27 protein-coding genes are annotated in these 23,791 nt (G+C 67.1%); 22 read left to right on the top strand and 5 right to left on the bottom strand.

Annotation, left to right across the window (positions count from 1 at the left end):
* The first annotated feature begins 8 nt into the window (after window positions 1–8).
* From MPARV_RS22750 to MPARV_RS0111590, 14 genes are all read left to right on the top strand, one after another.
* Window positions 9–464, top strand: a complete 456-nt coding sequence (locus tag MPARV_RS22750) for a hypothetical protein (RefSeq protein ID WP_012222591.1) — start codon at window positions 9–11, stop codon at window positions 462–464.
* Between the two features lie 210 nt (window positions 465–674).
* Window positions 675–1,028 carry an AtpZ/AtpI family protein gene (locus tag MPARV_RS0111650; RefSeq protein ID WP_020378365.1) on the top strand — a complete coding sequence of 118 codons (354 nt, stop codon included), beginning with the start codon at window positions 675–677 and terminating at the stop codon, window positions 1,026–1,028.
* Entirely contained in the window at window positions 1,025–1,600 is a 576-nt protein-coding gene (locus tag MPARV_RS0111645; RefSeq protein WP_020378364.1) for an ATP synthase subunit I, read from the top strand. Before MPARV_RS0111650 ends, MPARV_RS0111645 begins: the two co-directional genes overlap by 4 nt.
* Window positions 1,601–1,616: 16 nt before the next feature.
* On the top strand, window positions 1,617–2,450 hold the full coding sequence (gene atpB, locus MPARV_RS0111640; protein ID WP_012222598.1) for a F0F1 ATP synthase subunit A: 834 nt from the start codon (window positions 1,617–1,619) through the stop codon (window positions 2,448–2,450).
* 152 nt (window positions 2,451–2,602) lie between these two features.
* Window positions 2,603–2,875, top strand: coding sequence for an ATP synthase F0 subunit C (gene atpE, locus MPARV_RS0111635; protein ID WP_031278359.1), 273 nt, complete (start codon window positions 2,603–2,605; stop codon window positions 2,873–2,875).
* 65 nt (window positions 2,876–2,940) lie between these two features.
* Window positions 2,941–3,480 (top strand): F0F1 ATP synthase subunit B, encoded by a 540-nt coding sequence (atpF, locus tag MPARV_RS0111630; protein ID WP_012222602.1) that lies wholly within the window; start codon window positions 2,941–2,943, stop codon window positions 3,478–3,480.
* A gap of 9 nt (window positions 3,481–3,489) precedes the next feature.
* A complete protein-coding gene (locus MPARV_RS0111625) occupies window positions 3,490–4,023 on the top strand; it encodes a F0F1 ATP synthase subunit B family protein (protein ID WP_081582254.1) in 534 nt (177 codons plus the stop codon).
* A gap of 9 nt (window positions 4,024–4,032) precedes the next feature.
* Complete coding sequence (gene atpH, locus MPARV_RS0111620; protein ID WP_020378360.1) at window positions 4,033–4,560, top strand: ATP synthase F1 subunit delta; 528 nt, start codon at window positions 4,033–4,035, stop codon at window positions 4,558–4,560.
* Between the two features lie 107 nt (window positions 4,561–4,667).
* A complete protein-coding gene (gene atpA, locus MPARV_RS0111615; protein ID WP_020378359.1) occupies window positions 4,668–6,314 on the top strand; it encodes a F0F1 ATP synthase subunit alpha in 1,647 nt (548 codons plus the stop codon).
* A 3-nt stretch (window positions 6,315–6,317) separates the two neighbouring features.
* Window positions 6,318–7,304, top strand: coding sequence for a F0F1 ATP synthase subunit gamma (locus MPARV_RS0111610; protein ID WP_012222614.1), 987 nt, complete (start codon window positions 6,318–6,320; stop codon window positions 7,302–7,304).
* A gap of 73 nt (window positions 7,305–7,377) precedes the next feature.
* Window positions 7,378–8,853 carry a F0F1 ATP synthase subunit beta gene (gene atpD, locus MPARV_RS0111605; RefSeq protein WP_012222616.1) on the top strand — a complete coding sequence of 492 codons (1,476 nt, stop codon included), beginning with the start codon at window positions 7,378–7,380 and terminating at the stop codon, window positions 8,851–8,853.
* Between the two features lie 2 nt (window positions 8,854–8,855).
* Window positions 8,856–9,269, top strand: a complete 414-nt coding sequence (gene atpC / locus MPARV_RS0111600; protein WP_012222618.1) for an ATP synthase F1 subunit epsilon — start codon at window positions 8,856–8,858, stop codon at window positions 9,267–9,269.
* 167 nt (window positions 9,270–9,436) lie between these two features.
* The gene (locus tag MPARV_RS0111595; RefSeq protein ID WP_012222620.1) at window positions 9,437–10,063 is read left to right on the top strand and encodes an MBL fold metallo-hydrolase; all 627 of its coding nucleotides are present in this window, start codon (window positions 9,437–9,439) and stop codon (window positions 10,061–10,063) included.
* A gap of 169 nt (window positions 10,064–10,232) precedes the next feature.
* Window positions 10,233–10,940, top strand: coding sequence for a hypothetical protein (locus tag MPARV_RS0111590; RefSeq protein WP_157789575.1), 708 nt, complete (start codon window positions 10,233–10,235; stop codon window positions 10,938–10,940).
* A gap of 30 nt (window positions 10,941–10,970) precedes the next feature.
* On the opposite strand, the gene MPARV_RS0111585 is transcribed toward MPARV_RS0111590, so the two are convergent.
* Window positions 10,971–11,777 (bottom strand): polyphosphate kinase 2 family protein, encoded by an 807-nt coding sequence (locus MPARV_RS0111585; protein WP_020378356.1) that lies wholly within the window; start codon window positions 11,775–11,777, stop codon window positions 10,971–10,973.
* A 101-nt stretch (window positions 11,778–11,878) separates the two neighbouring features.
* Entirely contained in the window at window positions 11,879–12,850 is a 972-nt protein-coding gene (glpX, locus tag MPARV_RS0111580) for a class II fructose-bisphosphatase (protein WP_012222641.1), read from the bottom strand.
* 103 nt (window positions 12,851–12,953) lie between these two features.
* Between glpX and MPARV_RS0111575 the strand changes: the two genes are divergently transcribed.
* The 3 genes from MPARV_RS0111575 (at window position 12,954) to MPARV_RS0111565 (ending at window position 15,271) form a co-directional block, all read left to right on the top strand.
* Window positions 12,954–13,919, top strand: a complete 966-nt coding sequence (locus MPARV_RS0111575; RefSeq protein WP_020378355.1) for a hypothetical protein — start codon at window positions 12,954–12,956, stop codon at window positions 13,917–13,919.
* A 64-nt stretch (window positions 13,920–13,983) separates the two neighbouring features.
* Window positions 13,984–14,688 (top strand): hypothetical protein, encoded by a 705-nt coding sequence (locus MPARV_RS0111570; protein WP_012222644.1) that lies wholly within the window; start codon window positions 13,984–13,986, stop codon window positions 14,686–14,688.
* A 16-nt stretch (window positions 14,689–14,704) separates the two neighbouring features.
* The gene (locus MPARV_RS0111565) at window positions 14,705–15,271 is read left to right on the top strand and encodes an alpha/beta hydrolase family protein (RefSeq protein WP_012222645.1); all 567 of its coding nucleotides are present in this window, start codon (window positions 14,705–14,707) and stop codon (window positions 15,269–15,271) included.
* A 57-nt stretch (window positions 15,272–15,328) separates the two neighbouring features.
* On the opposite strand, the gene MPARV_RS0111560 is transcribed toward MPARV_RS0111565, so the two are convergent.
* Genes MPARV_RS0111560 through MPARV_RS0111550 form a run of 3 tightly spaced genes read right to left on the bottom strand, consistent with a single transcriptional unit; the run spans window position 15,329 to window position 18,508 of the window.
* Window positions 15,329–16,147 (bottom strand): L,D-transpeptidase, encoded by an 819-nt coding sequence (locus MPARV_RS0111560; RefSeq protein ID WP_020378353.1) that lies wholly within the window; start codon window positions 16,145–16,147, stop codon window positions 15,329–15,331.
* A gap of 50 nt (window positions 16,148–16,197) precedes the next feature.
* Window positions 16,198–16,899: a mycothiol-dependent nitroreductase Rv2466c family protein gene (locus MPARV_RS0111555; protein ID WP_020378352.1), complete on the bottom strand. Its 702-nt coding sequence runs from the start codon at window positions 16,897–16,899 to the stop codon at window positions 16,198–16,200.
* 49 nt (window positions 16,900–16,948) lie between these two features.
* Window positions 16,949–18,508 (bottom strand): MFS transporter, encoded by a 1,560-nt coding sequence (locus MPARV_RS0111550; protein WP_012222651.1) that lies wholly within the window; start codon window positions 18,506–18,508, stop codon window positions 16,949–16,951.
* 23 nt (window positions 18,509–18,531) lie between these two features.
* Between MPARV_RS0111550 and MPARV_RS0111545 the strand changes: the two genes are divergently transcribed.
* The 5 genes from MPARV_RS0111545 (at window position 18,532) to MPARV_RS0111525 (ending at window position 23,763) form a co-directional block, all read left to right on the top strand.
* Window positions 18,532–18,825 carry a NifU family protein gene (locus tag MPARV_RS0111545; protein ID WP_081582253.1) on the top strand — a complete coding sequence of 98 codons (294 nt, stop codon included), beginning with the start codon at window positions 18,532–18,534 and terminating at the stop codon, window positions 18,823–18,825.
* Window positions 18,826–18,871: 46 nt separating this feature from the next.
* Window positions 18,872–19,906: a methylmalonyl Co-A mutase-associated GTPase MeaB gene (gene meaB / locus MPARV_RS0111540; RefSeq protein ID WP_012222655.1), complete on the top strand. Its 1,035-nt coding sequence runs from the start codon at window positions 18,872–18,874 to the stop codon at window positions 19,904–19,906.
* 89 nt (window positions 19,907–19,995) lie between these two features.
* On the top strand, window positions 19,996–21,540 hold the full coding sequence (locus MPARV_RS22745; RefSeq protein WP_051011974.1) for an SGNH/GDSL hydrolase family protein: 1,545 nt from the start codon (window positions 19,996–19,998) through the stop codon (window positions 21,538–21,540).
* A 97-nt stretch (window positions 21,541–21,637) separates the two neighbouring features.
* Window positions 21,638–22,459, top strand: a complete 822-nt coding sequence (locus MPARV_RS0111530) for an enoyl-CoA hydratase/isomerase family protein (protein WP_020378348.1) — start codon at window positions 21,638–21,640, stop codon at window positions 22,457–22,459.
* Window positions 22,459–23,763, top strand: a complete 1,305-nt coding sequence (locus MPARV_RS0111525; protein WP_020378347.1) for a maltokinase N-terminal cap-like domain-containing protein — start codon at window positions 22,459–22,461, stop codon at window positions 23,761–23,763. The genes MPARV_RS0111530 and MPARV_RS0111525 overlap by 1 nt, the downstream gene beginning before the upstream one ends.
* The last annotated feature ends 28 nt before the right edge of the window (window positions 23,764–23,791 follow it).

The following is a 23,791-nucleotide window of genomic DNA, read 5'->3' as shown; positions in this document are numbered from 1 at the left end:
GTGTGAAGATGGCACAACAGGATTCACAGCGTGCCGAGCCGGCCGACCTCGGAACCGCGGTCGATCAGCCGGTGCAGGGATCGACGCAGGGGGGACCAATGGGCGATCGCGCCGAAGCGTTCACCGAGGAGGTCGGGCGGCTCAAGCTGTCGGGTAGTTCAGCCGAGGGCGAGGCCCGTGCCATGAAGCTGGGCATCGCCGGGTTGGTGATACCCGTGGTGCTTGCCGTGGTGGGGATCCTGCTCGTGGCGTCCACGTCCGATGCGGCCGATCAGCGGGCCTTCGCCTCGCAGACCTTCTGGCTGGGCAACATCATCGTCGTGATCGGCGCAACGCTGTTCCTTCGCTACTCGCTGGGTCGTTACCTGCGCTTCTGGATGATCCGGCTGATCCACGAGCAACGAGCCCAAACCGACCGCGTGGTGGATGCCATCGAGCGAACATCGGCACCGATCAGCAAGTGATCAACCTGCTCCGGTGGCAGCCGACCGGGGCGTAACTTGTGCGTTGGCACGACGTTTCGTAGAGTTCGTGCACGGATTCACAAGGCAGTCCGAGCGGTTCCGGAACACACCTCCGTGCCGTTACCGCCACCGTGCGAGGCATCGTTGCCTTCTTCGGTAGCATCCCTCCCGCCCCACGCCCGCCGTCGACGTGACTGAGAGTTCGTTTCTGTGTCCATCCAGGTGACATCCAACGCAGCCTCGCCCAAGCTGTCACCGTCCGGTGGAAGCTCCGCGGCGATGCCCAGGTTGAGCGAACAGATGGACCGCGGTCACGGTGGGTACCTCCTGGTGGCCGCCCCCGCCCTGTTTGGCCTGCTGGGTTTCTGGCTGGATGGCCTCCTCGGCTGGACCCCGGTGCTCACCATCGTCGGTGCGTTCTACGGCCTGATCGGCGCCCTGTACAAGGTCCTGACCTCGTACCGGACCGAAATGAACACGCAGGCGGACGCACGCCGCAGCGCTCGTACCTCGCCCGCCTCCTCGTCCTCCGCCACCCTTGCAACCGTCGAGGCGGGGTCGTGACTCGGCCTTCGAATCCCACCGCCCGGTCCTCCAACGCTCAGCCCGCCAACGGCTTGCTGACCCGTTTGGAAGGCCCGTCCCCGGCCATGGAGATTGCCGTCGACCTGATTCGACGAGCCGCCATCTGGTCGCCACTCGCCATCTTGGTGTCGGGGGCGATCTGGGGCACCGACGGCGCCATTTCCGCCGCATTCGCCCTGGGTCTCGTGATCCTCAACTTCCTTCTGTCCGCCTGGATGTTGCAGGCCGGTGCTCGTATCTCCATTGCCGTCATGGCCGGTGCTGCACTCTTCGGTTACCTGATCCGTCTCGGTCTGATCCTCGTTGCGGTGCTGCTGGTGAAGGACCAGCCCTGGCTCGACCCGGTCGCCCTCGGCGTGGTGCTGATCGTCACCCACCTGGGCCTGTTGTTCTGGGAGCTGCGCTACGTATCGGGCTCCATGGCGTTTCCGGGTCTGAAGCCCCGCGCCGGGCGCCGCAGCGCCGCCGTCACCGCCACGCAGGTCAACCTGACCGGCAACATTAATTCTCCGACCCCCGACGCCACCTCCTCGGTGGCCGACGCAGCCTGAGCCAAGGAGTCACCCTGTGATTGCATCCCCACTTTTGGCGTTGTCCGCATCGCCCGCCGCCCTGTTTGCGGCGGAGCCGGAGAACACCCGGGGCCTCAAGTTCCCCTCCATCGACGAGATCGTCGTCTGGCCGGCGAAGTTCGGCGGCTTCAACAAGATCGCCTTGATCTCGTTGATCGCGGTCGTCGTGCCCACCATCCTGTTCTGGCTGGCAGCCATGAAGGGCAAGAAAAACCCCATACCCCGCGGCGTGCAGAACGTGGTGGAGGCATCGGTCGACTTCATGGAAAAGCAGATCGTGATGCCAACGATCGGCCCCGACGGCATGCGCTACCTGCCCATGCTGACCGCCATGTTCTTCTTCATCTTCATTGGCAACCTGTTTGAGATCATCCCCACCTCGCACATGCCGGCCAACGCCCGTATGGCCAACCCCCTCATGCTGGCCCTGGTCACCTGGGTGATGTTCATCGGTGTGGGCCTGAAGCACAACGGGCTCGGCTACCTCAAGCAGACGCTGTTTCCCCCGGGCGTGCCCAAGGCGCTGTACCTGCTGGTCACGCCCATCGAGTTCATCTCCACCTTCCTGGTGCGCCCGTTCTCGCTGGCGGTGCGGCTCTTCGCCAACATGCTCGCCGGGCACATTCTCTTGGTCACCTTCTCGGTGCTCACCTTGGGCCTGCTCCTTGCGGAGACCATGCAGTTCGCCCTGGTTCCGCTGGCGATCGCCCCGTTCCTCGGCCTGGTGGCCTTCACCGCCTTCGAGTTGATGGTCGCCTTCCTGCAGGCCTACATCTTCTCCCTCCTCGCCGGTGTGTACATCGGCGGCGCGCTGCACCCGGCGCACTGATCCACCCCCCGGCCCACCGGCCGGCGTAACCCCCTTCGTTCCAACCACAGATGTTGTTTTCGCACAGCGGAGACACAACAAATAGGGCCTCAGGCCCCACCGACAAGGAGAACACCCAGATGAGCGTTCTGTCCCAGGCAGCACACCACGCAATCGAAATCGCCCAGCAGGCGACCCCTGCCGACGTCAGCGCCGATGAGGCCAAGTCCATCGCCGGTGCGTCCGGTGCGGGTGCGGCCTACGGCCTCGCCGCCATCGGCCCCGGCATCGGCATCGGCTACCTGGTCGGCCAGGCCGTTCAGGCCATCGCCCGTCAGCCCGAGGCCGCCGGTCAGGTGCAGACCACCATGTTCCTCGGCATCGCGTTCACCGAGGCTCTGGCCCTCATCGGTTTCGTTGTGTTCATTCTGCTCAAGTTCGTCTGAGGCCCAACCCCGTGGTTCGGCACTTGCCGGGCCGCCTCGTCGACACCACCTGAGGAGTACCTTCAATGTTGGCAACCATCATGTCCATTGCCGCAGACGGCGGTGGGGAGACCCCGGTGAACCCGGTGCTGCCCACCATGCCGGAGCTGTTGTGGGGCACCGGGCTGTTTCTCGCCCTGTGGATCCTGATGCGCTACGTGTTGCTGCCACCGGTGCGCGCCGTCATGCGTCAGCGTGACGAACAGCGTCTGTCCGATGAGGAGGGTGCCGAGCGCGCCAAGGTGGAGGCCGAAAAGGTGCGGCGCGATTACGACGCCACCCTGGCCGAGGCACGGGCTCATGCATCGACAACCGTGGACGAGGCACGAGCGAGGGGCGAGGCCCGGCGGGCCGAACTGACCGCTGCGGCCGAGTCCGACGCGGCACAGATCCGCCAGGCCGCCCTTGCCGAGGTTGAGGCCGAGCGGGCCGACGTGCTCCTCGGCGCACGTTCGCAGGTGGCCGAACTGGCCGGAACTGCGGCATCCAAGGTGCTGGGACGCACCGTTGACCCGGCGGTCGCACAGCGCATCGCCGAGACCTACCTCGCACCGTCCGAGAACTAGAGGAATACGATGAGTCAACTTGCCCTTGTAGTGGCCTCGGAAGGCAACTCCTTCTGGTTGCCCCATGATATCAAAGAGGTTTGGGTCGGTTCGCTGGCCTTCTTCATCGTCTTCGGCCTGATCTGGTGGAAGGCCGGGCCTGCCATCAAGGGGGCGATGAACAAGCGCACCGACGGTATTGCTGCGGGCCTGGCCGAATCGGCCGACGCACTGAACGCCGCCGAGTCCGAGCGTGACCAGATCAAGGCTGCGCTGGCCGACCGTGAGCGCGAGGTGGCCCGCATCCAGGCCGATGCCAAAGCGACCGCCGAGAAGGTCGAGGCCGACCTGATCGCCAAGGGCGAGACCGAGGCCAAGGCCATTCGCCATCGCGGCACCTCCGACGTTGAGATCGCTCGCCGCCAGGCACGCGCCGACGTGCAGGCCGAGCTGGCCCGCATGTCGCTTGGTGCCGCCGAGGCGGTCGTCACCGAGTCGCTCGACGACTCAGCACAATCCGACTTGATCGACCAGTACATCGCCCATCTGGGCGCCAGGTCCTAGGAGCACCCCGTGAGCGACACGCGCACCGAGAACTACGCCGAGGCCCTGCTGGGTCTTGCCCGCGCCGAGGGCGCCGAGGCCGTCGTGGCCGACGAGCTCTACCGGGTGGCCCGCGAGATCGACGGCAACGTCGAACTTCGCACCACGCTGGCCGACCTTTCCCTGCCCGCGGACCGACGCACCAAGGTGGTCACCGACGTGCTGGGCGGCAACGTGTCGCCGTCAACGCTGGCGGCACTGTCGGCGGTGGTGGCCGCCGGACGCGCCGACGAGCTGGGGGCGATCGCCAACCAGCTGGCCGAACGCACCGCCGGTGATGCAGGGCTGGCGCTGGCCACCGTGCGAACGGCCTTCGCGTTGTCCGACGACCAGCAGCAACGGCTGGTCCAGGCGCTGGAGGCGGTAGCCGGCCGTCCCATCTCGCCGAGGTTCATCGTTGATCCCGAGGTGGTCGGCGGCGTTCACGCCGAGATCGGCGACCAGGTCATCGACGGTTCCGTCCGTTCACGTCTCGCCCAGCTGCGCGAGTTGTTCTAAGGCTTTGCATCGGCGCCTTTGGGCGCCCTTCCGCCTCCCACCGCACGTCCACCAAGCCCGCCGCCCGATTGCGCCCAACCAGTTCAGCCGCACCAGGAGACTCACCCGTGACCCAGCTCTTTGATCCCGCCGAGATCACCAATGCCATCCGAACCAACCTCGAGGGCTTCGCTCCCGAGCTGACCGAGAGCCAGGTTGGCCGGGTGACCGAGGTGGGTGACGGCATCGCTCGTATTTCCGGATTGCCGAACTGCCCGGTGAACGCCCTGCTGGAGTTCGAGAGCGGCGTGCGCGGCCTGGCCTTGAACCTCGACGAGGACTCGATTGGCGCCGTGGTGCTGGGCGAGGCCGACGAGGTGGCCGAGGGCGACACCGTTCGGGCCTCCGGCGAGATCCTGTCCGTTCCGGTCGGTGACGGCATGCTCGGCCGGGTGGTCAACGCCCTGGGCGACCCGATCGACGGCAAGGGTCCGCTCACCAACGTCACCCAGCGCCGCATGGAGATTCAGGCCCCGGGCATCACCGGTCGTCAGCCCGTAGGCGAGCCGCTTCAGACCGGCATCAAGTCGATCGACTCGCTGATCCCGATCGGTCGAGGCCAGCGCGAGCTGATCATCGGCGACCGCAAGACCGGCAAAACCACGGTGGCCATCGACACGATCCTCAACCAGGCCGGTTTGGGCGTGAACTGCATCTACGTGGCGATCGGCCAGAAGGCCTCAACCGTCGCCCAAACCGTGGCCCGTCTCGAGGCCGCCGGTGCCATGGAGTACACGGTGGTGGTGGTGGCCCCCGCATCCGACCAGGCGCCGTTCAAGTACCTTGCCCCGTATGCCGGTTGCGCCATGGGCCAGCACTGGATGGACAACTCAGGCCACGCCCTCGCCATCTACGACGACCTCTCCAAGCAGGCTGAGGCCTACCGCCAGATGGCGCTGCTGCTCCGCCGCCCGCCGGGCCGTGAGGCATACCCCGGCGACGTGTTCTACCTGCACAGCCGCCTGCTGGAGCGGGCCGCCAAGCTCTCGGACGAGCGCGGTGCGGGCAGCCTGACCGCCCTGCCGGTCATCGAGACCAAGGCGGGCGACGTGTCGGCCTACATTCCGACCAACGTGATCTCGATCACCGACGGTCAGATCTTCCTCCAGGAAGACCTGTTCCGCTCGGGCGTTCGGCCCGCCATCGACGTGGGCATCTCGGTGTCACGAGTGGGCTCTGCTGCGCAGATCAAGGCCATGAAGACCGCAGTCGGCACGCTGAAGTCCGACCTTCAGCAGTTCCGTGAGCTGGAGAGCTTCGCTGCGTTCGGTTCCGATCTGGACGCCGTGTCCAAAGCCCAGCTGGAGCGGGGCTATCGCCTCACCGAGTTGTTGAAGCAGGGCGTCGGCGAGCCGATGCCGGTGCAGGAGCAGGTGGTGGTGCTGTACGCCGGTACCCGCGGCCACCTCGACGGTGTACCGGTGGAGTCGGTGCAGCGCTTTGCCGAGGAGCTGTTGGAGTACTTCCGAGCCCGTCACTCCGACCTGCTCGACGACATCAAGAGCAGCGGCAAGATCGCCGATGAGAGCGTGTTGGAAGCCGGCATCAAGCGGTTCACCGAGGAGTTCGACCCGGGCGCCGACGGCGACCACGAACCGGACGCCGAAGCGCAGGCCGCAGCCGCCTCCAAGCTGGTTGACTCCGACATCACGTTGCCCGAAGAGGACATGGCGCGGGGCGACGCGCCGACTCCGGCTTCCAAGCGACAGGGCTGATCCATGGCAGGCGCACAGGAACGAGTGTTGCGACGTCGCATCGGCAGCGTCGGCAACACCAAGAAGATCACACGGGCCATGGAGCTGATCTCGGCCACCCGGGTGACCAAGGCCCAGATGCGGGCCCGCGACGCGCGCCCGTATGCCACCGAGATCACCCAGGTCATTCAGGACCTTTCGGCACAGGGCGCCTCGGTGGATCACCCGTTGTTGGCCCAGGTGGACGACCCCAAGGTGGTGGGTGTGGTGGTGCTCGCCTCCGACCGCGGCCTTGCCGGCGCCTACAACGCATCGGTGATCCGGGCCGCAGAGCGCGAGATCCAGGCCGCCCGCTCCGAGGGCCGCGAGTATCGCCTGGTGTGCGTGGGCAAGAAGTCCAGCTCGTACTTCCGCTTCCGCGGCTACACGATCCATTCGGAGTTCGAGGGCATTTCGGACACGCCCACCTATCACGACGCCCGTGAGGTGGCCCGCACGGTGTCATCGATGTTCCTCGAACAGGGTGTCGATCGAATCATCCTGGCGTACACCGAGTTTGTCAGCATGGGCACCCAGAAGCCCCGGGTGCGTCGATTTCTGCCGTTGCAGTCCAGCGAGACGATTGGAGAGGCGGGCGACGCCGAGGCCAGGGCCGGATTCGAGTTCGAGCCCGACGCCGCCGGTGTGCTTGAGGCGTTGCTGCCCCGCTACGTCGAAAGCCGTCTGTTCTCGGCGCTGCTCGATGCCGCAGCCTCCGAACACGCCAGCCGCCAGCGGGCCATGAAGTCGGCCACCGACAACGCCGAGGACATGATCCTGCGGCTCACCCGCAAGATGAACCAGGTGCGCCAGGATGCCATCACCACCGAGATCTCCGAGATCATCTCCGGCGCCGAGGCGCTGAGCGACGATCAGGGGGACGACGGCGACACCGCCCATCACCTGGCCGCCCAGCATCTGGCCTTCGAGCACGTTACTCACGAGCACTTCAATCACCGGATGCACACGTAGTGCCTCGCGGCGCCACGAACCACTCACCAACCTTCGCACTCACCCCTTCTCCCACGAACACCCAGGAGCCCCGATGACCGCAACCGAGCCCATCGTAGATACCAACGACCCAGCCACCGATCTGCCCTCGGGCAAGATCGTGGCCATCGCCGGCCCGGTGGTCGACGTGGAGTTCCCCGCCGGTGCGATCCCCGAGATCAACACCGCCTTGGAGTTCGACCTCACCATTGGTGACGACGAGGTCACGGTGGTGGCCGAGGTCGCCCAGCAGATCGGCGAGGGCCGAGTGCGTGCGGTGGCCATGAAGCCGACCGACGGCCTGACCCGTGGCACCGAGGTGCGCAACACCGGTGGCCCGATCACCGTGCCGGTCGGCGATGCCGTCCTCGGTCACGTGTTCAACGTCATCGGACAGCCGCTCGACGTTGAGTCGATCGAGGCGACCGAGCGCTGGCCGATCCACCGTCGGCCGCCGGCGTTCGACACCCTGGAGCCGAAGGCCCAGATGTTTGAGACCGGCATCAAGGTGCTCGACCTTCTGACGCCGTACCTTCAGGGCGGCAAGATCGGCCTGTTCGGTGGTGCCGGCGTGGGTAAGACCGTGTTGATCACCGAGATGATCAACCGCGTGGCCTCCAACCACGGTGGTGTGTCGGTGTTCGCCGGTGTGGGCGAGCGCACCCGTGAGGGCACCGACCTGCTGATCGAGATGGGCGAGACCATGCTGGGCGGCACCGACCAGTCGGTGCTCACCAAGGCCGCCCTGTGCTTCGGCCAGATGGACGAGCCGCCGGGCGTGCGCCTGCGGGTGGCACTGTCGGCGCTGACGATGGCCGAGTACTTCCGTGACGTGCAGGGCCAGGACGTGCTGCTGTTCGTCGACAACATCTTCCGCTTCACCCAGGCGGGTATGGAGGTGTCCACGCTGTTGGGCCGCATGCCCTCCGCCGTGGGCTACCAGCCGACGCTGGCCGACGAGATGGGCGCCCTCCAGGAGCGCATCACCTCGACCGGCGGCAAGTCGATCACCTCGCTGCAGGCCGTGTACGTGCCTGCGGACGACTACACCGACCCGGCGCCGTTCACGTCGTTCACCCACTTCGACGGCACGACCGAGCTGAACCGTGACATCGCCGCCAAGGGCATCTACCCGGCGGTCGACCCGTTGGCGTCCACCTCGACGATCCTCGACCCGCAGGTGGTCGGCGACCGCCACTACAACGTGGCCCGTCAGGTGCAGGAGTCGCTGCAGCGCTACAACGAGCTGCAGGACATCATCGCCATCCTCGGCCTCGACGAGCTGTCCGAAGAGGACCGCGTGACGGTCGACCGGGCCCGCAAGATCGAGAAGTTCCTCTCCCAGCCGATGTTCGTCGCCGAGGTGTTCACCGGCCTGCCCGGTATCTTCACGCCGGTTGAAGAGACGATCGAGAGTTTCGAGATGCTGGTCAACGGCGACCTCGATCATCTGCCCGAGCAGGCGTTCCTCAACGTTGGCGGCGCCGAGGATGCCATGAAGAAGGCCGACGACCTGAAGAAGAACGGCTGATCATGACGTTGCAGGTTGAGTTGGTCTCCCCGGAGGCCATCGTGTGGTCCGGCGAGGCCAACATGGTGATCGCCCGAACCCTCGAGGGCGACGCCGCCTTCATGGAAGGCCACATCCCGATGATCGGGGCGCTCGCCACAGGTGTGGTTCGGGTGGTCGCCGATGGCGAGCCCGAGCGCCAGATCGCCGTGCACTCCGGCTTTGTCGAGGTGACCCCGACCGGTGAGGGCAACACCAAAGTGGCCGTGCTGTCCGATATGGCCGAACTGGCAGAGGACATCGACCTGAAGCGTGCCCAAGAGGCCAAGGGTCGAGCCGAGGACGTACTCCGCACCTCGGAGGACGACGAACAAGCCAAGGGCGCGTTGCGCCGGGCCGAGGTGCGCATCGCCGTCGCCGAGGCCGCCAAGCGCTAGCGCCCGACTGGCAGGATCCACCGGTCGACAACCCTTCCTGCGTCGAGGTTCCCCCCTAACGTGCTCCGCTGGGTGCAGAAGGGGGGAACCTCGCGTTTTGGCTGGAAGCGGGCGGTTGGCCGAAGCGCCGTGTGGCCGCCCAGCTGGGCCGTCGCTACGGTGGGCCCATGGCCATTGAACTGATCACCACCGACGGAATCTTCGCCCTCGACGGCGGCGAGTGGGAGGTGACGAACAACATCTGGCTGGTCGGCGACGACCGCGAGGTGCTGGTCTTCGATGCAGCACACGATCACCGGGCGATCGTCGACGCGGTGAACGGCCGCAAGGTGCGGGGCATCGTGTTGACCCACGGGCACAACGATCACATCAACGCCGCGGTCCCGCTGCGGGACGCCGTCGATGCGCCGATCTGGCTCCACGACGCCGACTCGATGCTGTGGGACGTCGTGTGGCCCGACGACTCGCCCGACCGGCAGCTGGCCGAGGGTGGGTCGTTCAAGGTGGCCGGCCACGAGTTGGGGGTGATGCACACGCCGGGGCACTCCCCGGGGTGTTGCTGTTTCCACGATGCGGGCAGCGGTGCGGTGTTCACCGGCGACACGCTGTTCTGTGGAGGGCCCGGCGCCACCGGCCGCAGTTATTCCGACGAGCCAACCATCGTCGCCTCGATTCGTGACCGTCTGATGGCTTTGCCGGACGAGACGGTGGTGCATACCGGTCACGGTGAAAGCACCACCATCGGGGCCGAGCGCCAGGGCATCGATGCGAAGGCCGCCGAGCTGGGCGTCTGAGCACTCCCTGCTGGCCGAGGCTGATCGCCTGGAGCGAAAAGTCTCAGTGATCGCGGATTGGCACCTTGGGCCTCTACGCCGTGTGGCGGCGCCGGTACGCTGGGCGACGTTCGTCACAGACAGCGGCCGCTTCAGCGATGAAGGGGCCCAACGGTGGGGCAGGAGCATCATGGCCGGCAAGCCCACGGGGAAGCAGGTAACGCCCGAGTCGGTCATGGACTTCGCCGAGTTTGGGCACGCCTTCGCCGAACTGGTGCTGGTGCCGGAGGTGATCGGCCCTCGGCTTCAAGCGCTCCTGCCCGATCAGCTCAAGGTGAAGGAGAGCATTGGCCCGATCACAGCGTCGGTCCGAGGTTCGGCAACGGTGGGCGACATCCAATCCATCGAGCTGGGTGTCGAAGAGATGTCGACCCTCCGCCGCCATCGGGCCGACGTGCACCTCGACCTTTCGTTGCGGCTCAACCTGAAGGTCACCAAGGAGAGCTACCGGGTGACAGGCCGCTTCCCGTTGGTGCTGACCAGCAGCGTGGTGCGCCCGCTTTCTCTCGTGGTCGACACCGAGCCGCCGGATCCGGTCGACATCGAGGTGGAGGTGGTGGGGGGTGGTCGCCTGAAGTTGGCGGAGAAGGTGGGCAATTTGGATGACCGAATCCGTGGGCACGTGGTTCGAATCGTCGAGGAGATGGTGGCCGAAACCGAGATGCACCGCCGTTTCGACGTGGTGGAACTTGTCCATCTGGCGTTGAAGGCCGTAGGCGAGCCGCAGCTGAGCGGCAAGGTCACCTACGACGAGCGAATCGACCGTGACCTCGGGGGAGCGGCCACCGGTGACTTCGTAGCCGACAACATCCCGGTTGGCGGGGCGGCGGTTGGCTGACGAGCAGGGTGGCCGGACCGACCATGACGCTCAGCTGATCGTCAGGCCGGTGAGGTCCTCGTCCGGCTCGGGGTAGGCCAGGTCGAGTCCCTCAAGGGTGTCGACGAGGATCGTGCTGATCAGATGATCCCTGAACCATTTGTGGTTGGCCGGGATCACATGCCATGGGACCGGCTCGGACGTTCGGGCCAGCATGTCGGAGTACGCAGCCTGATAGTCGTCCCACCGCTCCCGCTCGGTAAGGTCCGCCCGGTTGAACTTCCACCACTTGGTGGGATCATCCACCCGGTCCTGCAGTCGCCGGCGTTGCTCGTCGGGTGTGATGTGGAGGAACAGCTTGACGATGGTGGTGCCCTCATCGCTCAAGAGACGCTCGAACTCCCGCAGGTGCTGGTACCGAAGCTTCCACTGGGCCTCCGGCACGAGATTGTGCACTCGAACGACCAATACGTCCTCGTAGTGGCTGCGGTTGAACACGGCAATCTGCCCGGCCGCCGGAGTGTGGGCGTGGACACGCCACAGGTAATCGTGGGCCAGTTCCTGGTCGGATGGCTTCTTGAACCCGGTCACCCGAACCCCCGCGGGGTTGAGGGGGCCGAACACCCGGCGGATGGTGGAGTCCTTGCCGCCCGTGTCGGTGGCCTGGATGACCACCAGGAGCCGGTGCTTGCCCTGCGCAAAGAGGAGGTGCTGCAGTTCGACCAGGCGCTCGGACAGCGCGGCCGTGGCGGCCTTGGTGTCCGACTTGTCCAGCCCACCGTCGTCGTCGCCGGCCCAATCCGCCAGCATCACCTGGGATTCGGGATTGATCCGGTAGTTGTCGATCGCGAGGTTCATATCGGGCATCCTCCACTTATGCTGAACGGTGACCATCACCACTGTGAACGGCGCTGAGCAGACCGCGACGTGATCAGGGGGATCCCCGCCGACGCGTCGCTTTAGACGTGCATCTGGTCGGCCCGATGGTGGGTCTCCACCAGGCGGACGGTGCCTGACGTGGACCTCATGACCAATGACTGCGACTTGGCCCCAGAGGGCGAAAACTGCACGCCGTCGAGGAGTTCGCCGTCGCTGATGCCGGTCGCCGCGAAGAAGCAATTGTCGCCCCGCACCATGTCGTCCTGGGTCAGGACCTTGGACAGGTCGTACCCAGCCGCCTCGGCGGCGGCGCGCTCGTCGTTGTTGCGAGGCCAAAGGCGGCCCTGCTGGGCTCCCCGCAGGCACTTCATGGCGGCGGCGGAGATGACGCCCTCCGGGGTGCCGCCGATGCCGAAGAGGATGTCGACCGATGAGGTGGGCCAGGCCGTGGCGATGGCCCCGGCCACGTCGCCGTCGGAGATCGAGTGGATGCGTGCGCCGGTGGAGCGAATCTCGGCCACCAGGTCGTCGTGACGGGGCCGGTCGAGCACCACAACGGTGATATCCCCGGGCTTGGAACCCTTGACCTCGGCCACCCGGTTGATGTTCTCGGTGGCGGACTGGGTGATATCGATCACGTCGGCGGCCTCGGGACCCACGGCGATCTTCTCCATGTACACGCAGGGACCCGGGTCGAACATGGTGCCGCGATCGGAGACGGCGATGACCGAGAGTGCGTTGGGGCGCCCGAGGGCGGTCAGCGTGGTGCCATCGATCGGGTCGACCGCGATGTCGGCTCCGGCCCCATCGCCGCTGCCAACCTCCTCGCCGTTGAAAAGCATGGGCGCCTCGTCCTTCTCGCCCTCGCCGATGACCACCACGCCCTTCATCTGCACCGTGGCCAACATGATGCGCATGGCATCAACGGCGGCGCCGTCGGCGGCGTTCTTGTCGCCCCGGCCCAGCCACCGGGCCCCGGCCAGGGCCGCTGCCTCGGTCACCCGGACGAGCTCCATGGCGAGGTTGCGGTCGGGGGCCTGTGGGTCGGTCATGGGCAGCCAACCTAGTTGCGCCGGCCGCCGCGTCGGAAGCTGGGCCGCGTCGGCCCGCGCCTTGGGTGGTGCATGGCGTAGCTGGGACTGGAAGACTCGATCCGTGCTACGCCGCAAGAATTCCCCGACCTCCACCGACGAGCCCGATGTCGATCCGGAGGAGGCCGACGACGTCGTTGACGATGAAGCAGGCATTGTTGATGCCGTCATGGTCGATGCCGACGCACCGTCGGGCGTCCTGGCCCGGCCGCAGGTGCAACGGTTGTCCGACGCACGGCTCTTGTTCGACTGCGGTACCTGGGACCGCGACAGCCGGGCCGACCTCGATGCTGCGTTGGGGGAACGCTCGATCGACCGGGTCTGGCAGGGACCCGAATTGGTGGTCGGACTGCTGGACGAGCATCTGGTCGAGGAGGCGCTGACAGATCTTGGGGTTGGCGAGGCCCACCTGCCGGCCGATGCCGATCAGGTGGTGTACGAGGTGGGGGAGTGGCCGCGGGTGCTTCGCGATTCCCTGGCCGAGTCCCTGCTGGTGGCCGGAATCGCCTGCGGTTGGGACGACCTGGCGGACCTGCACGTGGCGGCGGCCGATGAGGATGCGGTGGATGCCATCGTCGCGGCCATGCCGGACCCCGACGAGGTGTTTGAGGAGGCCGAGGGCACCGAGGTGCAGGACCTGTTGACGCAGCTCTATGCGGCGGTCGACCGGCTCAAGGACAGCCCAAAGATCCCGGGAGCGCGTCTGGATGTGGTGGAGGCCGCCGAACGGATGGACCGCCTGGCGGTGCCCTTTGGCTTCGATGCTGCGCAGTGGCGGGATCTGGTGGAGCGGGCGGGCGACCTGCGTGACGAGATTGACGCCGACGTCGTCGCGTCGAAGCCGGCCGACGAGGCCGACGAGATCGATGAGGCTGTCGGAACCGCCGGGTCCGACGAGGATGAAGGGACCCTGGGGGAGGGTGATGTTGATGGTGGGTCGCCCGCCGAACCCCCCGATTCTGTGAGCGCCCGGCTGCCCTTTGCCGAACGGGCCGGTCAATTGCGCAACCGGCTGGTGCGGCTGGTGTGAGGACACAGCGGCTGGTGGGTAGCCGCGCGTGATCTGAATCGTTGGCACGCGTTAGGTTGCCCCGGTGCGCGTAGCCGAGCAGGAGATATTCATCTCCCGCCCATTCGCTCCTACCCGCAGGGTGGCGCTCGGCGAATCAAACCTGCCGTCGCATCCATCGCCTGGTGCCGGTGGCCTGTTGCTCGCCGGCGTGGTTGCCCATTTTTCGGACCGGATCCATCCGGATCTACTCGACGAGCAACTGCACCTGATCACCCAACTTGAATCCGGCCAGCGGATCACCCAGCCTCGGCTTCGGCACCGTTTTCAGACCGACCGGATCGGGCTGCAGCGGTGCTACCACCAGTTGTCGGTGGTGGACGACCGACTGCAATTCGATATCGATGATCACACCGGTACCGCGGAGCAGCACGTGTTGTGCGCGCTCTACGCGGCGGCCCAGTTGCCGATGGCCGATCGTCGGGGCGTGTTTGGTGCAATCCGGGTGGGTTTGCGTTGGCCTGGGGATGTCGATGCCGGGTTTGCGGCACTGGTCACCGGCCGCCGCAACGGATCGCAACTCTCGGCGCTGGCCGACCCGGAGACCTGGGCTCGCAACCTCTTGGGATTCGACGCCGACGGCGAGCTCACCCGGCGGGCGGTGCAGGTGTCGTTTCGGCGCCTGGTCACCGAGGCGCATCCGGATCACGGCGGTGCCACCATCGGCGCGGCCGGCCGGATCAGCGACCTGTCGGAGGCCAGGCGGGTGCTGTTGGCCACCACCGGTTGAGCAGCGGTCGTAGCTGATGGATGTGGACGGCCTGGTGCTCTTTCCGGGCGCCGGGTCGGGCGCCGATCACCCCAGCCTGCTGGTCATCGAGGAGGCGGTTGCCCCCCTCCCGGTGAGCCGAGTGGACTTCGCCTACCGGTCCGAAGGCCGTCGGTTCCCCGACCGCGCACCCAAGCTGATCGTCGAGGTGGTGGATGCGGTCAATCGAGCGGCCGAGCAATGGGACACCGACCCGTCGCGGCTGGTGATCGGCGGTCGGTCGATGGGTGGGCGCATGGCATCGATGGCTCTGGCCGAAGGGGCCGTGAAGGCTGCCGGGCTGGTGCTGGTCTCCTACCCCCTGCATCCACCCAAAAAGCCCGAAACCCTCCGCACAGCCCATCTTGAGGCCGTCGCAGTGCCCACCCTGTTCGTCTCGGGGGATCTCGATGCGTTCGGTACGCCGCAGGAGCTGCGGAGGGCGCACGCGTTGGTGAGCGGCCCGGTGAGCGTCGAGTGGGTGGAGGGTGGTCGCCACGAGCTGAAACGAAAGGCCGACAATGCCGATGTGGCCGGTCGGATCGCCACATGGCTGACCTGCTGACCTGCTGACCTGCTGACCTGCTGAGACCGACCGCGGGCAGGTTGGGCGTGTGGCTCGTTAGGCCACGATCTCGACGGGAACACCAAGCGGCAGGCGCCGGGCAAGCTCGTTGATGTCGGCGTTGTTCATGCGGATGCAGCCGGCTGACACGTCGGTGCCCACCGTGTCAGGTTGATCGGTGCCATGAATGCCGACCACCCCGTCGCTGCCCGCAAAAGATGTCAAGGTGTTGGAGAAGCCCGAGAGGCCATACGCGAACGTGCCGTACGGGCCACCTCGATTGGTCGGTTGCAAGAGTTCCTTGGTGTAGAAGGTGCCTCCGGGAGTGGGCGTACGGTCCTGCCCGACACCCACCGGGTAGGTGGTGGTGAGCTGACCGGCGGTGTACAGGCTGAGGCGGTGATCCGACAGGTTCACCCGCAGCTTGTAGTCGTGGTAGCTGAGCGTGACGTCGTCGCCACGGACGTAGCCGTGACTACCGTTGGGGCGAATCGGGAGCCACACCTCGTGCCACACCGTTGCGTCAGGCCCGGGTACATCCAACCTGCGAACCAGAAACACAGCGGGAAACCCGTCGTTCGTTCGGTTGGGCACGGTGGCGATCTGCTCGCCGCCCGGTGCTTTGAACACCGGGACCGACGCCAGGTCCTCCTTGCCGGTCGCCACGTAGCTGCGCCAGGTGGGGACGCCGGTGGCGACGGCGGAGGCCGCGATGCCCTCGATCGGCAGGGACGGCGCGTTGACCATGGGTGCCCTGGGTTGTGGACCCTCGTCGACGACCTCGCTGTCACCGCCGCCGCAACCGGCCACGGACGCCAGAAGTGCGAGGATGCCAACGGCGAGAGTGATGCGTCCAAGCAGGCGCCGTGTCCCCATCGCCACAGCGTACGCGGCGATGGGGTTGGCCGTTGCAGCGCCGCGCGCGGTCAGCCTTCGTCTCCGGGGGAGGGGCCAAAGACCGGCAGGTTCGGCGGTTCACGCAGGCTTCGCTTCAACTCGGCGAACCCGGGGAACTGCGCCAGGTACAACACGGCGTCCCAAAGAGGTCCGGCTTCGTCCTCGTCGGGAACCCGGCTGATCACCGGCCCAAAGAAGGCGGGCCCGTCCGGCGGTTGATAGCGGATGATGGGCGTGCCCACGTCGCGGCCGGTGGACGCAAGCGCCGCTTCGGTGTCCGCCTCGATGACCTTGTCCCAGCGCTCGTCGGTGAGGGCGTCGGCGTAGCTCGACGAAAGGCCGCACGCCTCCAACAGGCTGCGCACGCGGTCGGGCTCCGCTGCGGGCGGGATCGTCCTCCCGTCGCCGGGAGGTGGGCACTCGAAGAGCGGTGCCGTCATCGCCCGGTACAACGGGCGCATGGGCGTTGGCCCCTCCGCGTTCCTCACCGCAGCCGCCACCCGTAACAGCTGAAGCCCGGCGGTGTGGCCCTCGATGTACTCGGGCGGGAACGTCGAGTCGTAGTTGACGTCGGCGTTCAGCATACGAAGGGAGATCAGACGCCAGTCGACGCTGAATCCACGTTGCTCGACCACCTGGTCCACCCACTTGGAGGTCAGCCAGGCGAACGGGCACATCGGGTCCCAATGGAATGCCAGGTCGAAGGCGCTGTGGTCGCTGGTGTCGGTCACGGCTGCAAGGTACCCCGGGTCGACACCGACGCTCTGCCGGTGGCCACGCTCAGGAAGGTGGCGCGGCGCTTGGATCGCGATTCAGTTCCTCCAGGGAGACCCCGGCGGTCTCCGGGAGGAGGGTGAGCACGATCGCAGCGGCGAGGAGCGGCCCGATGGCCAGCAGCGCGAAGGTCGGCCCGTACCCCCAGGTGTCCGCGAGCTGCCCGGCCAGCAGCAGCCCGACCAGCCCGCCGGCAAGAGCGGCTGCGGACAGCAACCCGTTGGCCAGGCCGCGTCTGGCGGTGGGAAACATCTCGGGTCCGTACACGCCGATGGTGGCCACCGCCAGGCCGCCCACCACCGCCGAGAACAGGGAGGCCAGCCACATGGGCACCCCCGAGACCATGAACATCACAGCGGTGGTGGCGTAGCCCACCATGCCGATGGCGGCCACCGGCTTGCGGCCCCACGAGTCGCCCCAGCGCCCACCCAACACCACCCCCAGGCCGGCCGGTGTGTTGGTGCCGATGATGAAGAGCGTGACCCAGAGCGCCGAGAAGCCCCGGTCCGTCTTCAGGAAATCGGCCTGCAACTGGGTGGCAGGAGCGGCAAACACATTGATGGCCAACGCCAGCGCCACCAGCACCCACAGCCTCCGCATCGAGAAGCGTTCCCTGGGTGCTGTCGCCGGATCGACGTGGGCGGTCTCGAAGCGCTTCGATTCGGGCAGGTGCCGGGCAACGGCCATCACCAGCGGCACCAACAGCACCGCCCCTGCACACACCAACCGCCAGCCCCACAGGCCGAGGTCGGCCAGCGGCAACAATACGAGGACCAGGCCGGCACCGAGCGCAAACGACATGGACTGCAGGCCCACCGAGTAGGCCCGAACCCGGCTGGGCACCTCCTCGGCCACCAACACGTTGGCCAGCAAGACCGCCGCTCCGGACAGGTTTCTGGTGAGCACCTGGGCCCCGGTGAACGCACCCAGGCCAGGGCTGAACGCGCACAACGCGCACGCGCCTGCGGCCACCCACAACGAACCCAGCGCCAGGCGCCGTCGCCCCTGTCGGTCGGCCAGGGCCATGATCGCCAACGTGATCACCACCCCGGAGCGAATGACCGCCAGAGCGGTGGACTGCGGCCCGGTGGTGGTGATGCCGAAGTCGTCGGCGGCGAAGGTGAGCACCCGGGTGACCACCGTTGAGAGGAACCCGGCACAGATGCCGATGAGGCAGGCCGCGGTCAGGGCGGACACCGATTCGGGGTCCATGCGGGCGGGTGGGCTCCACCATGGGACCTTGCCCGGCCGCATCGGCCCCCTGCGCAGGCTGGATGTGATCAGCGGCACGAAGGCGGGCCCGAAGACCGGAATGGCCGAGGCGAAGCGGACCTCTTCGGTGAGCCGCACCGTTTCGTCGTCGTCGCCAGGGCCGACCGGCTCGATGGTGACCCGACGTGACCAGTGTCGCCAGGGCCCGTCCAACGCGGCCAGCGTGCCGTCGTCCTGGCGTTCTTCGAGCACCATGAGGTCGTCGCGGGGCGCGGCCCATGCGTCGGCTGATGCGCGGGACAGCGTGCGGGTGGTGGTGAGGTGTTTCACATGGCGGGGTAGAATGCCGTCCACCCGACGGTGTTGGAGCAGGTGACGTGAGAGAAGCAGTCGACAGAGTACTGGTGGACCTGCGCCCACTCGTGCAGGCCGACGGCGCCGACCTCATGTTGTTCGACCTCGACGAGGCGACCGGTGTGGTGCGTTTGTCCCTCGTCGGATCGTGTGCGGCCTGTCCCGGGCACTCCTCCTCAGGCAGCGCGTCAGGTGCGCCGTCCGCCGGGGTGGCGCGTATCCTGGCGGACCGAGTGCCCGCGGTGCGCTCGGTCGAGTGGGTCCCGGCATGCGACGAGACGACGCAGGAGATGTGCGGCACCGCAGTCACGCTCTAAGTGGCGTTCGCCGTAGTTGAACGAAAGATCGCACAGGACCACCCCCATGGCAACGCTGCCCACCGACCCCGAACAACTGTTGGACCTCGCCGACGCCGGCGACCGCCGGGCGCTGGCCCGAGCGCTGTCGGTGGTGGAACGCGGTGGCGCGGCAGGCTCGGCCCTGGTTCGCGCCGGCTGGTCCCGGGCACGCCACCACCGCGCTCAGCAAGATCGTGAGCCGGGAGACCGGGCCCCGGACCGGGCGCTCACAGTGGGCATCACCGGGGCGCCCGGCGCCGGCAAGTCCACCCTGAACGCAACGCTGTGCGCGGAGTTGCTGGCCCGTGGCAGGTCGGTCGCCGTCTTGGCCATCGACCCATCGAGCCCGTTCTCGGGCGGCGCCATCCTGGGCGACCGGGTGCGCATGGGCGACGTCGCCGGCGCTGACGGTCTCTACATCCGTTCCATGGCCACACGCGGTCACCTTGGCGGCTTGACCGGTGCCACCAACGATGCCATCGCCGTCCTGGGTGCCACCGGACGGGATCTCGTCATTGTGGAAACCGTCGGGGTGGGACAGGTGGAGACCGACATCGTCGACTCGGCGGACACCACGGTGGTGGTGGTCAACCCGGGGTGGGGCGACGCCATTCAGGCCAATAAGGCCGGGCTGATGGAGATCGCGGACATCTTTGTGGTCAACAAGGCCGACCGCGATGGCGCCCGCGACACGGTGACCGATCTGGAATCCATGCTTAATCTGTCCGGAGGCCATGACGATGGCCCGGCGCAGTGGCGGCCACCCGTGGTGTCCACCGTTGGAACCACCGGCGAGGGCGTGGCCGAGTTGGCCGATGCGCTGGAGGCCCATGTCGCCCACCAGCACGCCACCGGTGAACTTGACCGTCGGCGTTCCGCCCAACGATCCCAGCGGCTGCGCGAGGTGGCCGTGGCACGAGTGGGTCGAGCGTTGGACGACCTGTTGGCCACCGGCTGGGGCGGGGCGCTGCGTGCAGAGGTGGAGGAGGCGCACACCGACCCGTGGGCAGCCGCGAGCAGGTTGATCGAGCGTCTGGCTCAGCAGCTGACCGACGATTGATGCCTGCCGAGGGTGACCATGGCATGTGAAAGGTGGCACACTGGGTCCGGATCTTCAGCTGATGGTCTGCGACGGGCAGGAGCGAGTCGATGGGTTTCGGTGGATGGAATGCGAAGCGAGGTCGAGTCCGAACGGTGGTCACCGGCCTGGGCTCGGTGGGCCTGGCGAGCATTGTGGTCGTGCTCGGCCTGGTTACCGGCGCGGCGGCCGAACCGTGTGACGTTGCCGCCGACCTGGAGTACGTCGCGCTGGGCGACTCCTACAGCAGCGGCTACGGGCTGCCCGACGCCGCAGGTCCATGTGACCGCTCGTCCGAGTACAGCTACCCGGTTCGAATCCAGCAGTCCGCCCAGTTCGGTACGTTCACCGACGTCAGCTGCGCAGGAGCGCGGACACGCGACTTCTACACGGCCCAGAACGGCTCCAACCCCCGCCAGTTGGATGCCTTGTCGGAGGATACCGACGTCGTCACCTTCACCATCGGCGGTAACGACCTGGGGTTCACCGACATCATCACCGATTGCGCCACCGATGGCGACTGTCGGGACGCTTATGGCGGTCCGGGCATGCCGGACCTGATGAACAAGATCTCCGGACCGGTCGGCGATGATATTCAGCAGGCCATGTCCGACGCCGCCGCCGCTGCGCCCAATGCCGAGATCTTTGTGCTGGGTTACCCCGACCTGTTGCCGGCATCACCGACCGGCCCGGCGTGGACGCTCAGCTGCATGCCGACGTCACTGGTGGTCTCCAGCCCCGAGCGCACCGACCTTCGAGCGGTCCAGCTGGCGCTGAACGAGGAGATCGCCATGCGCGCCTCCGCCGCAGGTGCCACCTTGCACTACGTGGACACCTACACCCCCAGCGTGGGTCATGACCTGTGCTCAAGTGACCCGTGGGTGTCGGTACTGAACATCTATCACCCCACCGTGACCGGCATGCTGGCGATGGCCCTGCTGGCCCAGCAGGCGATCGACGCCCAACTGATCTCACAATGCGAACAGTCCACGACCACCAGCACCTCGACCACGACCGTTTCGACGACGACCTCAAGCCCATCGACAACGACAGCCGCACCCCCATACCTCCCGCCGTCCGGCACGGCGGTGAGTTCAACCACCACCACCACCACCACCGTCATCACCACGACCAGCACCACGACCACCTCAACCACGCCCACCTCAACCACGGCCACCTCAACCACGCCCGAGGTGGCCACGACCGCTTCCGTGCCGGCCCAAACCGCGCCGTCGCCGACGACGCCTGCAACGACGACACCGTCGGACGTGTTGCCGGTCCAGGCGACTCAACCGCAGGTGTCGGTCACTCAGCCGGAGGTGTCGGTCACTCAGCCGCAGGTGTCGGTCACCAACGCACCGGCGCCACCGCCACTGGTGACCCCGGCAACCCAGGCGCAGCCGGCGCAAGCACCTGTTCAGCCGGCAGCCCAGGTGGGTGGAGCCACCCAATCGGGGGGAACCCCTGGCGCTCCCGGCTCGATGGGTCAGGCCGGAGCGAGTCAGGGAGGGCTCGCCACGACGGGTGCCCAACCCCAAGGTTTGCTGCTGCTCGGCCTAGCCCTGATTGGGGCCGGTGTCGTTGTGGTTGTCCTCAAACGCCGCCGGAACGACTGAGTCCGGAGGGATCGCCCGGCTGCTCGCTCGCCTGGTCGGGTTGTGAAGCCCGCAAGCGGGTAGCTTTCCGGGGTCCATCAACCAAGGAGTCCATGAGATGGCCGAGGCCGACGCTCCGCTTCTTGTGGAGCGAACCGACGACGACGTGGTGATCGCCACCCTTCGCAATGGCAAAGTGAACGCGTTGTCCAACCGGGTGCTGGACGCCATTGGCGACGCCGCCGCGGAATGGGCCAAGGATCCACCCGGCGCGGTCGTGCTGACGGGCGGGCCCAAGCTCTTTGCTGCCGGTGCCGATATCGACCAGTTCGTCGCCTCCGACGAAGGGGCTGACGACGCGGTGACCTTGGTGGACACCGATGCCGTGCGGTCGATTGCTCAGGCGTTTCGTCGAGCGAGCCGGGCATTGGAGGCCCTCCCCTGCGCAGTACTGGCGGAGGTTTCCGGCTACGCACTGGGCGGCGGGTGCGAGCTGGCGCTGGCGGCCGATCTGCGCATCGCGTCGGAACGGGCGCGGTTCGGACAGCCCGAGATCCTGCTGGGCATCATCCCCGGCGGCGGCGGCACGCAGCGGCTGGCCCGGCTGATCGGGCCGTCAAGGGCAAAGGACCTGGTGTTCACCGGACGTCAGGTGGACGCATCCGAGGCGCTTGGCATGGGGTTGGTCAACGAGGTGGTGCCCCACGATCACCTGCGTCAACGCACGTTGGAATTGGCCACCTCGTTTGCGTGCGGGCCCCGTCGGGCCATCGCCCTGTCCAAGCTGGCCATCTCCAAGGGGATGGAGGGCACCCTCGAGCGAGGACTCGACGTGGAGGAAGATGCCTTCGCTGCGGTGTTCTCAACCAGCGACGCGGCCATCGGCGTCGGGTCGTTTCAACAACACGGCCCCGGCCAGGCCCACTTCAGCGGCCGCTGATGCAGGTCATCGACAGCGGGTTCGCTGCGTCGCTTGCACGGGTGTTGCCCGGTTGGCTGCGACGGCAGACCTGGCTGTCCAGGTCGGCGGCCACGCTGCTGGGCGTGGAGGTGCTGGACACCGAGACGATCGTTCGCGATCCGGCCATTGGCTGGGTGGACGTGCGGGCAATGTTTGGCGGCGGTGTTGCCGAGCGGTATCGCCTGATCGTCGCCGTGCGCACCGAGGTGCCATCGGACATCGACCCCGATGCGGTCATCGGTGAAGTCGAGGTGGATGGGCGAACGCTGGTGGTGTTCGAAGCCATGGCCTGGCGGGCGGGGGCGCTCAGCGCCATCAGGGCGCTGATGCCCCACGTCGTCGACACCGCAGTGGCGCCCGATGCGCTGACGGTTCTGCCGTGGGGAGGCATCTCGCCGACGGTGCTGATCGATGTGCGATGGGAGATCAAAGCCCATCGGCAGGTGAGCGACCTGCCCAACCCCGATGTGGAACTGCCCGCCGCCATGGCCCGCGCCGAGGTGGGGAGGGTGGCGCCGATCGCCGAGCAGGTGACGCGCAACGGCCAGGTGGCCCTTGCCCTTCGCTCAAGCCTTCGTATCCGCCAGGATGGCCTCGACCTGGTCGCCGCCAGCCTGCGGCAACTGTTTGAGGCGCGGGTACCGCCGCGTCTGGCGCGCAATGATGTGGCCGACGAGATGGAGCAGATCGGGCGCGGTGTTGCCGAGATGCACGTGGCGCTTGGGACGACCTTTGAGAGCGAACCGGCCGATGGCGGGGCATGGGCCGAGTTGCTGCTTGCCCCATTGCACCGGTTGGGGTCGGGCCGAATCCGTTTTGACCGCCTGGAGGGCGTCTTACAGCGCTTGCAAGGCGCGGAAGACCTCGGTCGATCGATTCGAACCCACGGCAACCTGCACCTTGGCAACGTGGCACAGACCATGCAGGGTTGGATCCCGCACAACTTTGAGGGTGACGGTCGACCGTATTCGGAGCTCCGTCAAAACGTGTCGCCGCTGCGCGACCTGGGCAGGCTGGTCGTGTCATTGGGGCGGGCCGCCCGCACGATGACTGAGCACTACCTGGAGGACGACTTCGAGCGTGACCGCGAGTTGGACGTGTTGGCGGATTCGTGGGAGGAGCGGGTCGTGAGCCATCTCGTCGGGGGCTACACGTCGGTCGACGAGGTGCACCGCCTGCTGCCGGCCGGGCGCGAGGCACGCGATGCGCTGTTGCGGGTGTTCGAGCTGGAGCATCAGCTCACCAACGTCATGCCCGAGACCCATGAGTCCCCCTGGGGCTAAAGCTGGGCTCAAGCAGCGATTCGACCGT

This window comes from Candidatus Microthrix parvicella Bio17-1 (assembly GCF_000299415.1).
Taxonomy (GTDB): domain Bacteria; phylum Actinomycetota; class Acidimicrobiia; order Acidimicrobiales; family Microtrichaceae; genus Microthrix; species Microthrix parvicella.
The sequence above is the reverse complement of the archived record's forward strand: the minus strand, read 5'-3'. Positions and strand labels throughout refer to the sequence as shown.

What these genes read in the sequence shown, in the direction of transcription:
- MPARV_RS22745 (WP_051011974.1), top strand. Translation starts at nt 19,996, where the DNA reads ATGGGTTTCGGTGGATGGAATGCGAAGCGAGGTCGAGTCCGAACGGTG.
- MPARV_RS0111625 (WP_081582254.1), top strand. Translation starts at nt 3,490, where the DNA reads ATGAGTCAACTTGCCCTTGTAGTGGCCTCGGAAGGCAACTCCTTCTGG.
- atpF (WP_012222602.1), top strand. Translation starts at nt 2,941, where the DNA reads ATGTTGGCAACCATCATGTCCATTGCCGCAGACGGCGGTGGGGAGACC.
- MPARV_RS0111530 (WP_020378348.1), top strand. Translation starts at nt 21,638, where the DNA reads ATGGCCGAGGCCGACGCTCCGCTTCTTGTGGAGCGAACCGACGACGAC.
- atpD (WP_012222616.1), top strand. Translation starts at nt 7,378, where the DNA reads ATGACCGCAACCGAGCCCATCGTAGATACCAACGACCCAGCCACCGAT.
- meaB (WP_012222655.1), top strand. Translation starts at nt 18,872, where the DNA reads ATGGCAACGCTGCCCACCGACCCCGAACAACTGTTGGACCTCGCCGAC.
- MPARV_RS0111560 (WP_020378353.1), bottom strand. Translation starts at nt 16,147, where the DNA reads ATGGGGACACGGCGCCTGCTTGGACGCATCACTCTCGCCGTTGGCATC.
- MPARV_RS0111590 (WP_157789575.1), top strand. Translation starts at nt 10,233, where the DNA reads ATGGCCGGCAAGCCCACGGGGAAGCAGGTAACGCCCGAGTCGGTCATG.
- MPARV_RS22750 (WP_012222591.1), top strand. Translation starts at nt 9, where the DNA reads ATGGCACAACAGGATTCACAGCGTGCCGAGCCGGCCGACCTCGGAACC.
- MPARV_RS0111595 (WP_012222620.1), top strand. Translation starts at nt 9,437, where the DNA reads ATGGCCATTGAACTGATCACCACCGACGGAATCTTCGCCCTCGACGGC.
- atpC (WP_012222618.1), top strand. Translation starts at nt 8,856, where the DNA reads ATGACGTTGCAGGTTGAGTTGGTCTCCCCGGAGGCCATCGTGTGGTCC.
- MPARV_RS0111565 (WP_012222645.1), top strand. Translation starts at nt 14,705, where the DNA reads ATGGATGTGGACGGCCTGGTGCTCTTTCCGGGCGCCGGGTCGGGCGCC.
- glpX (WP_012222641.1), bottom strand. Translation starts at nt 12,850, where the DNA reads ATGACCGACCCACAGGCCCCCGACCGCAACCTCGCCATGGAGCTCGTC.
- MPARV_RS0111585 (WP_020378356.1), bottom strand. Translation starts at nt 11,777, where the DNA reads ATGAACCTCGCGATCGACAACTACCGGATCAATCCCGAATCCCAGGTG.
- MPARV_RS0111525 (WP_020378347.1), top strand. Translation starts at nt 22,459, where the DNA reads ATGCAGGTCATCGACAGCGGGTTCGCTGCGTCGCTTGCACGGGTGTTG.
- MPARV_RS0111610 (WP_012222614.1), top strand. Translation starts at nt 6,318, where the DNA reads ATGGCAGGCGCACAGGAACGAGTGTTGCGACGTCGCATCGGCAGCGTC.